The organism is Auraticoccus cholistanensis, assembly GCF_009742705.1.
GTDB classification, from domain to species: domain Bacteria; phylum Actinomycetota; class Actinomycetes; order Propionibacteriales; family Propionibacteriaceae; genus Auraticoccus; species Auraticoccus cholistanensis.
In genome coordinates this window covers 865,464-873,448 of the sequence record NZ_WPCU01000005.1, presented here as the reverse complement: position 1 = coordinate 873,448, position 7,985 = coordinate 865,464, and the positions used below count along the sequence as shown (strand labels likewise).

General features: G+C 71.4%; 7 protein-coding genes and 1 pseudogene. 1 reads left to right on the top strand and 7 read right to left on the bottom strand.

The features are described from left to right. Positions 1 to 279: serine dehydratase beta chain (locus tag GC722_RS09960; RefSeq protein WP_331714639.1), on the bottom strand; the 279-nt coding region annotated here is incomplete at its 3' end. A 122-nt stretch (positions 280 to 401) separates the two neighbouring features. Here GC722_RS09960 and GC722_RS09955 point away from each other — a divergent pair. Beyond that, positions 402 to 1,451: an LCP family protein gene (locus GC722_RS09955; protein ID WP_156609698.1), complete on the top strand. Its 1,050-nt coding sequence runs from the start codon at positions 402 to 404 to the stop codon at positions 1,449 to 1,451. Between the two features lie 63 nt (positions 1,452 to 1,514). Here the strand turns inward: GC722_RS09955 and GC722_RS09950 are convergent, their stop codons facing one another. From GC722_RS09950 to GC722_RS17750, 6 genes and pseudogenes are all read right to left on the bottom strand, one after another. Further along, a complete protein-coding gene (locus GC722_RS09950; RefSeq protein ID WP_156609697.1) occupies positions 1,515 to 3,341 on the bottom strand; it encodes a BCCT family transporter in 1,827 nt (608 codons plus the stop codon). A gap of 62 nt (positions 3,342 to 3,403) precedes the next feature. Continuing rightward, on the bottom strand, positions 3,404 to 4,063 hold the full coding sequence (locus GC722_RS09945; RefSeq protein WP_156609696.1) for a M23 family metallopeptidase: 660 nt from the start codon (positions 4,061 to 4,063) through the stop codon (positions 3,404 to 3,406). 87 nt (positions 4,064 to 4,150) lie between these two features. Then, positions 4,151 to 5,686, bottom strand: coding sequence for an arabinosylfuranosidase ArfA (gene arfA / locus GC722_RS09940; RefSeq protein WP_156609695.1), 1,536 nt, complete (start codon positions 5,684 to 5,686; stop codon positions 4,151 to 4,153). 55 nt (positions 5,687 to 5,741) lie between these two features. After that, complete coding sequence (locus GC722_RS09935; protein ID WP_156609694.1) at positions 5,742 to 6,641, bottom strand: carbohydrate ABC transporter permease; 900 nt, start codon at positions 6,639 to 6,641, stop codon at positions 5,742 to 5,744. Position 6,642: 1 nt separating this feature from the next. Further along, positions 6,643 to 7,587, bottom strand: a complete 945-nt coding sequence (locus tag GC722_RS09930) for a carbohydrate ABC transporter permease (RefSeq protein WP_156609693.1) — start codon at positions 7,585 to 7,587, stop codon at positions 6,643 to 6,645. A gap of 11 nt (positions 7,588 to 7,598) precedes the next feature. After that, positions 7,599 to 7,985, bottom strand: a pseudogene (locus GC722_RS17750) (carbohydrate-binding protein); the annotation flags it as partial.

Sequence of the window (7,985 nt, the reverse complement as noted above, 5' to 3'; positions counted from 1 at the left end):
GCGGCGGACCTCCTCGGCCCGCCCGGGCGCGGTCTCGGTGTCGACCGTCTCGGGGTCCTCGCCCTCCAGCCCCCACAGCACGGCGGAGGCGGAGCCGTGGCCGTGCCCGGTCGCCCCGAGCGAGCCGAACAGCTCCGCCCGGACCCGCTGAACCCGGGGCAGCAGCCCCTCGTCGGCCAGCGCAGCGGCGAAGCGCCCGGCGGCGCGCATCGGTCCGACGGTGTGGGAGCTCGACGGGCCGATGCCGATCGAGAAGAGGTCGAACACGCTGACGGACACGATCCGATTCTGCTCGCCCACTCCGCGCGAACTCGACCCACGGCGCCGGCGTCGTCCTACACTGCCGGTGCTGAACGAACGTCGCAGGCATCCTGGTGCCGCACGAGCACCGAGGAGAGATCGTGGACGAACCGCACGGGACCGTCGAGGACCGCGTCCCCGCCGCGCCGCGCCGGGCGATCCAGGAGCCTCCGCACCGGCTCAGGCGGCGGGTGCTGACCGTGCTCGGCATCGCGCTGGCGCTGCTGCTGGTCGCGGGGGCCGGGCTGGCCTACTACGGCTACCAGATCCAGCGGGCGCTGACCTCCAACCTGCAGCACAACGCCGAGCTGCCTCCCGACTCCTCGCGTCCCGAGCCGGACGCGCCGCCGCAGGACGGCCGGCACGCCCCGGTCGACGTGGTGCTGATGGGCTCCGACAGCCGCGACCTGTCCAACCCCGACGCCGGTCGCAGCGACACGCTGATGGTCGCCCACCTCAGCGGGGACCGGCAGACCGCCTACCTGATCTCCTTCCCCCGCGACATGTACGTCGAGATCCCCGGGTACGGCCAGGACAAGATCAACGCCGCCTTCGCCTACGGCGGGACCGCGCTGACCGTGCAGACGGTGGAGAGCCTGCTCGACACCCGGATGGACCACCTCGCCGTGGTCAACTTCGAGGGCTTCATCGAGCTCACCGACGCCGTCGGCGGGATCACCGTCGACAACGAGCACGCCTTCAGCTCCCACGGCTACGACTACCCCGAGGGGCCGGTGGAGCTCAGCGGCGAGAAGGCGCTGTGGTACGTGCGGGAGCGCTACTCGCTGCCCAACGGCGACTTCGACCGGGCCGAGAACCAGCGCAAGGTGGTGCAGGCCATCGTGGCCAAGGGCCTCAGCCCGCAGGTGATCGCCGACCCGGCCGCCTTCACCGCCTTCGTCAGCGGCATCGCCAGCCACACCGCGGTGGACGCCGCGCTGACCGACGAGGTCATCCGCGAGACCGCGCTGTCGCTCCGCCTCGACGGCGCCAGCGACATCGTGCTGCTGCAGGCCCCGGTGCTGGGCACCGACACCACGGCCTCGGGCCAGTCCATCGACGTGGTCGACTTCGACCAGCTGGCCGAGCTGGGCGAGGCCATGTCGAGCGACACCATGGACGAGTACGTCGCGAAGTACCCGCCGGAGTGAGCGGCCGCCGGACGCAGGACGGGCCCTGCACGGTGTGCGTGCAGGGCCCGTCGCGTCCGGTGCTCAGCGCCGGTCGGTCTCCTCGGGTGGCTGCACCCCTGTCCGCACGACGGTCGGGCTGGTGCCGTCCCCGTCTGCGTCCTCGCTCTCGGGCTGGTGGCCGACCACCAGGGTGAACTCGTCGCCGTGCTTGGTGAGGCCCTCGACCACGGCCTGCTCGACGGCCACGGTGGCGGCGTCGTGGCGCAGCATCATCGGGTCGCGCCGCAGGTCCTTCACCAGCGAGACGCACAGCAGCACCATCACCACCGCGAACGGCAGGGCCGCCACGATGACCAGGTTCTTCAGCCCCTCCAGCGCGTCCTCGCCGACGGCCAGCATGATGGCGGCCACGGCGCCCGTCAGCACGCCCCAGAACACGACGGTGAACCGGGAGGGGTTCAGCGAGCCGCGCTCGGACAGCGTCCCCATCACCACCGAGGCCGCGTCGGCGCCGGAGACGAAGAAGATCGACACCAGCACCACCACGAGCACGGTGGTCACGGTGGCCAACGGGTAGTCGGCCAGCATGCCGAACAGCTGGGCCTCGGGCCCGGCCTCCGCGGCGAGCTCGCGGCCGGCCTGCTGGTCGGCGATGGCGGCGCCGCCGAAGATGCTGAACCACAGCAGGCTCACCACCGAGGGGACCAGCAGCACGCCGGTGACGAACTGGCGGATGGTGCGGCCGCGGCTGATGCGGGCGATGAACACGCCGACGAACGGCGTCCAGGAGATCCACCAGGCCCAGTAGAAGACCGTCCAGCCCGAGAGCCACTCGGCGGCGGCGTCGCCGCCCGCTGCACCGGTGCGTCCGGCCATCAGCCCCAGCTCGGAGAAGTAGGCGCCCACGGCGTTGGGGATGATGTTGAGGATGAACACCGTCGGCCCGCCGACGAAGATGAACAGCGCCAGCAGGCAGGCCAGCACCATGTTGATGTTGGAGAGGTACTGGATACCGCGGGCGACGCCGGAGACGGCCGAGGCGACGAAGGCCGCGGTCAGCACGGTGATGACGAGGATGAGCACCGTGTTGCCGACCTCGCCGATGCCGGTGAGGACCTGCAGACCGCTGCCGATCTGCAGCGCCCCGAGGCCGAGGGAGGTGGCCGAGCCGAACAGGGTGGCGAAGATGGCCAGCACGTCGATCATCCGGCCGACCCGGCCCTCGGCGCGGCCCCGGCCGAAGAGCGGGGCGAAGGCGCTGCTGAACAGCTGGCGGCGTCCGCGCCGGAAGCAGCCGTAGGCGATGGCGATGCCGACCACGGCGTAGATGGCCCACGGGTGCAGGCTCCAGTGGAACATGGTGGTGGCCATCGCGGTGCGCACGGCGGCGCCGGTCTCGCCCTCCACCGTCCCCGGCGGCGGGGTGACGAAGTGGGTCAGCGGCTCGTTGACGCCGTAGAACATGAGCCCGATGCCCATCCCGGCGCTGAACATCATGGCGATCCAGGACGCCGTCCTGAACTCGGGCTGCTCGTCGTCGCGGCCCAGCGGGATCCGGCCGTACCGGCTGGCGGCGAGGACGAGCACGAAGATGACGAACCCGGTGGCCAGGATGACGAAGAACCAGCCCAGGTTGGTCACCACCCAGTCCAGCGCGGACGAGCTGACGGAGCCGAGGTTGCTGGGCGCCGCGATGCCCCAGGCGCAGAAGGCGAGGGCCACGACGGCCGCGACGCCGAAGACGAACCGGTCCAGCCCGCCCCGGTCGGCGGCCCGGCCCGGAGGGGGTGCGATGGCCGGGTGCACCTGCCCGGGAGGTGTTCCGGCGGAGGTGCTGGCGGTGGCCGTGAGCGCCTCCGTCCGGGGTGGTGTGGTGGTGGTCGGGGGATGTTGTTCCTGTGTACTCATACGGCTCCAGGCTCCCCCGGTCTGCGGACAGGTCGCAAATCCCGTACCCGCTGGGCGGGCGCTCACTCCCGCAGCTGCAGCACCTCGCGGGGGTCGACGGCGTCGGCCACCGAGCCGGCGGCGGGTCGCACCTCGAGGTGCAGGTGGCAGCCGTCCGGGGCGCCGCGGTCGCCCACCGTGCCGATCCGCTGACCCGGACGCACCTCCTGGCCGGGCGTGACCAGCACCGTCTCGGCGTGGCCGAGCACCACGTCGAGCCCGCGCTCGGGGTCGCGCAGCCGGAAGCCCGTGGAGCCGTAGGCCCCGCCCAGCCGGCCCCGGCTGCCGGGGTCGACGACCGTACCGGCCACCCCGGAGCGCAGCTCGGTGCCGCAGGGCAGGGCGACGTCGACGCCGTGGTGGAAGCCCTGCCCGTCGGGGCAGGAGGGGTCGGGCGCGTAGTAGGGCGCCTCGGTGCAGCCGAAGCCGATCATGATGCGTCCCCGGCCCTCGTACCAGGGGGAGCGGTACCAGGTGTCGTCCTCGACCCAGAACTCGTTGTCGGGGTCCAGCGAGGGGGTCGGCGAGGGCTCGGCGGGCCCGGGGGAGGTCGGGGTGGCGGCGGGGGAGGCCGCCGTGGTGGTGGACGGAGCCGCGTTGGGATCCGCCGGGGGGCCGCCGGTGCAGCCGGCGAGGACGACCAGGGCGGCCAGGGCGGGCGTCGACCAGGCGCGCGTACGCATCTGCCGCAGCGTACGCGCCCGGCGGACGCGGACGCGACGACGGGCCGGCACCTCGCGGGGAGGTGCCGGCCCGTCGTCCACCCGGGATCAGCCCAGGCTGACCGGCAGCTGCACGCAGGCCCACGACAGCGCGGGGAGGGTCAGCCGGACGCGGCCGTCCTCCACGCCCACCGCGAGGTCGGTGAGCCCGACGCGGGCGGGGTCCTCGGCGGTGTTCGCGGTGAAGCGGTCGCCGCCCTCGGGGGTGGTGAGGACCTCGGCGGTGGCGCCGGTGCCCGCCACCAGCCCGCGGAGCTCCACCTCGACCTCGGCGGCCTCGTCCAGGCCGCGGTTGGCCAGGAACAGCGCGACCCGGCCGTTCTCCTCGTCCCAGGTGGCGCTGACGTCGACGGTGTCGACGTCGCCGAAGCGCGCCGTCGGGTGCTTGTCCGAGGACACCCGGGTCTGCAGGATCTGGCCCTTCGCCAGGGCCGCGGTGCGGGCGAAGGGGTGGAAGGAGCTCTGCCGCCAGGCCGGGCCGCCCGGCTCGCTGCGGATCGGCGCGATCACGTTGACGAGCTGGGCCTGGTTGGCGATCTGCACCCGGTCGCCGTGGCGCAGCAGGCTGTTGAGCAGGGTGCCCACCACCACCGCGTCGGTCACGTTGTAGGTGTCCTCGATGACCCGGGGGTGCTCACGCCACGGCTGCTCGGCGATGCGGTGCGGCTGGTCCTCGCTGTCCAGACCGCGCTGGTACCAGACGTTCCACTCGTCGAAGGAGAGGTTGATCTGCTTCTTGCTCTTCAGCTTGGCCCCGACCGCGTCGGCGGTGGCCGCCACGCGGGAGATGAAGTGGTCGGTGTCGACGGAGGAGGCGAGGAAGCTGGCGGCGTCGCCGTCGTGCTCCTGGTAGTAGGCGTGCAGGGAGATGAAGTCCACCTCCTCGTAGGTGTGGCTGAGCACCGTCTCCTCCCAGGCGCCGAAGGTCGGCATCCCCGAGTTCGAGCTGCCGCAGGCCACCAGCTCCAGGCGGGGGTCCACCAGCCGCATCGCCTTGGCGGTCTCCTGGGCCAGCCGGCCGTACTCGGAGGCGGTCTTGTGGCCGATCTGCCACGGGCCGTCCATCTCGTTGCCCAGGCACCACAGCCGGATGTCGAAGGGCTCCTCGGCGCCGTTGGCGCGCCGCAGGTCGGACCAGTAGGTGCCGCCCGGGTGGTTGGCGTACTCGACCAGGGCACGGGCCTCCTCCACACCGGCGGTGCCGAGGTTGATGGCCTCCATCACCTCCACGCCGGCCTTGCGGGCCCAGCCCACGAACTCGTGCAGGCCGAAGCGGTTGGACTCGACGGTGTGCCAGGCCCCGTCCAGCCGGCGGGGACGGTCCTCGACCGGACCGATGCCGTCGGTCCAGCGGTACCCGGAGACGAAGTTGCCGCCGGGGTAGCGGACCACCGTGGGGCCCATCTCGGCCACCAGCTCCAGCACGTCGGTGCGCAGGCCGTCGGCGTCGGCGCTCGGGTGGCCGGGCTCGTAGATGCCGGTGTAGACGCAGCGGCCCATGTGCTCCACGAAGGAGCCGAACAGGCGGCGGGGCACCTCCCCGACGGTGAAGTCGCGGTCGATGACGATCCGGGCACGGGTCATGGCTGTCTTTTCTCGCTCTCGGTGGTGATGGTGGTGGTGCGGATGTGTCCGGCGGTCACTGACCGCCGAAGCCTGTGGTGGCGACGCCCCTGATGATCTGGCGCTGGAAGAAGAGGAAGACGATGATCAGCGGTGCAGCGGCCAGCATGGCCGCGGCCATGTTCTGGGCGTACTGGATGCCGTAGGCGCTCTTCACCGTCTCCAGCCCCACCGGCAGCGTCATCAGCGAGGTGTCGCTGACAGCGATGAACGGCCACAGGAAGTTGTTCCAGGCGCCGATGAAGATGAAGATCGAGACCGCGGCCAGGATCGGCTGCGACAGCGGCAGCACGATGGTCCAGAACACCCGGAGCCGGTTGGCGCCGTCGACCAGGGCCGCCTGCTCCAGCTCGACCGGGACGGCGTCGAAGAACTTCTTCAGGATGAAGACCATCTCGGGGTGGATGAGCTGGGGCAGGATGATCGCGGCGTAGGTGTCGACGAGCCCGAGCACCAGCATCTCCTGGAACAGCGGCACCAGCAGGATCTGCGGGGGCACGATGATCGAGCCGATGATGACGGCGAACAGCACCTTCTTGCCGGCGAACTCGATCCGGGAGAAGGCGTAGCCGGCCGCGGCCGCCAGCCCGACGCTGAGCACGGTGATGATGGTGGAGGTGAGCAGGCTGTTGCCGATCCACAGCGGGATCTGCCCGCCGGCGACGGTGGCGACGTAGCCCTCGACGGAGAAGCCGCTGGTGGGCCAGAAGGTCACCGGCGCGGAAGCGGCCTCGGTCTCGGTCTTGAACGAGGTCAGCAGCGCCCAGACGAAGGGCACCAACCAGGCGAGGGCCATCACGAGCAGGGCGAGGAAGGCGAACCCCCGTCCGAGGGCCGGTCCACGGCGGCGGCCGGCGGAGGCGGTCGTGACGTCGGTGAGGGCCCGGCCTCCGGGGGTGGCGGCGATGGTGGTCATGTCAGCTGCTCCTCCGGGCGGCGATCCGGGCCTGCACCAGCGACAGGACGACGATGATCGCGAAGAAGATGTAGGAGATCGAGGCGGCGTAGCCGAGCCGGTAGCCGGTGAAGCCGGTGTCGTAGATGTACTGGACGATGGAGCGCGTCGCCCCGGCCGGGCCGCCCAGGGTCATCATGTAGATCTGGTCGAAGACCTTCAGCGAGGCCAGCACCTGCAGGATGACGATGAGCACCGTGGTCGGGCCGAGCTGCGGCAGCGTGATCCAGAACAGCTGGCGCCAGGGGCTCGCACCGTCGATGGCCGCCGCCTCGTACTGCACCTGAGGGATGTTCTGCAGGGCAGCCAGGTAGAGCAGGAAGTTGAAACCGACCGTCCACCACACCGTCGTGACCACCACGGCGCCCATGGCGGTGCTCTCGTCCTGCAACCACGAGACCGGCTCGGCGCCGAAGCGGGACAGCACGTCGTTGATGACACCCAGCTCGGGGTTGTACATCCACTCCCAGACGAGCGTGACCACGGTCGAGGCGAGCAGGAACGGCAGGAAGAAGGCCAGCCGCCAGAACCACTGGCCCCTGGTGCCGAGGTTGACCAGCAGCGCCATCACCAGGGCGACCAGCACCAGCGGGACGGTGCTCAGCACGGTGAAGACCACGGTGTTGCGGAGGGACTTCCACATGTCGGCGTCGCCCAGGGCCTCGGCGTAGTTGGCCAGCCCGACGAAGGTGTTGTTGGCGCCGGTGAGGCTGAGCGAGGTGAAGCTCTGCCACAGCCCCAGCAGGATCGGCACCACGAGGAAGGCCACGAAGAGCAGGGTGAAGGGACCGGCGAAGGCCCAGCCGGCGATGTTGTCGCGCCGGCGGCGGGCCGGGCTGCGGTCGTCGCCGGGCGGGGCCGCCGCCGGGCCCGGCTCGACCTGCGTGCTGACGGTGGAGGTGCTCATCGTCGTCCTCCTCAGGCCGCCGGCGCGGCGGGGTTGGGCTGCAGCAGCAGCGAGTCGACGCGTTCCATGAAGCCGGTCATCCCCTCGCGGGGGTCGGTGCGACCCAGCAGCACCGTCTGGATGTTGTCGGCGAAGTAGGTCTGGAAGTTCGAGCCGGAGCCGGAGAAGTAGGCCTCCGGGTCGTAGTTGAGGATCTCGGTGACGTCGGCGTAGCGGCTCGCGGGCAGCGCCTGGTACTCCTCGCTCTCCACCACCGGCAGGTAGGCCGGGACGTGCCCCGCCTGGGCCCAGGTGCCCGAGCTCTTGAGCATCGCGGCGACGAACTCGTAGGCCGCCTGCCGGCTCTCGGGGTCGACCGACGCCTGCCGGGGCAGCACGAAGGCGTGGCTGTCGCCGTA

Coding starts and splice junctions, on each gene's coding strand:
- GC722_RS09950 (WP_156609697.1), bottom strand. CDS start 3,341: ATGAGTACACAGGAACAACATCCCCCGACCACCACCACACCACCCCGG.
- GC722_RS09945 (WP_156609696.1), bottom strand. CDS start 4,063: ATGCGTACGCGCGCCTGGTCGACGCCCGCCCTGGCCGCCCTGGTCGTC.
- arfA (WP_156609695.1), bottom strand. CDS start 5,686: ATGACCCGTGCCCGGATCGTCATCGACCGCGACTTCACCGTCGGGGAG.
- GC722_RS09935 (WP_156609694.1), bottom strand. CDS start 6,641: ATGACCACCATCGCCGCCACCCCCGGAGGCCGGGCCCTCACCGACGTC.
- GC722_RS09930 (WP_156609693.1), bottom strand. CDS start 7,587: ATGAGCACCTCCACCGTCAGCACGCAGGTCGAGCCGGGCCCGGCGGCG.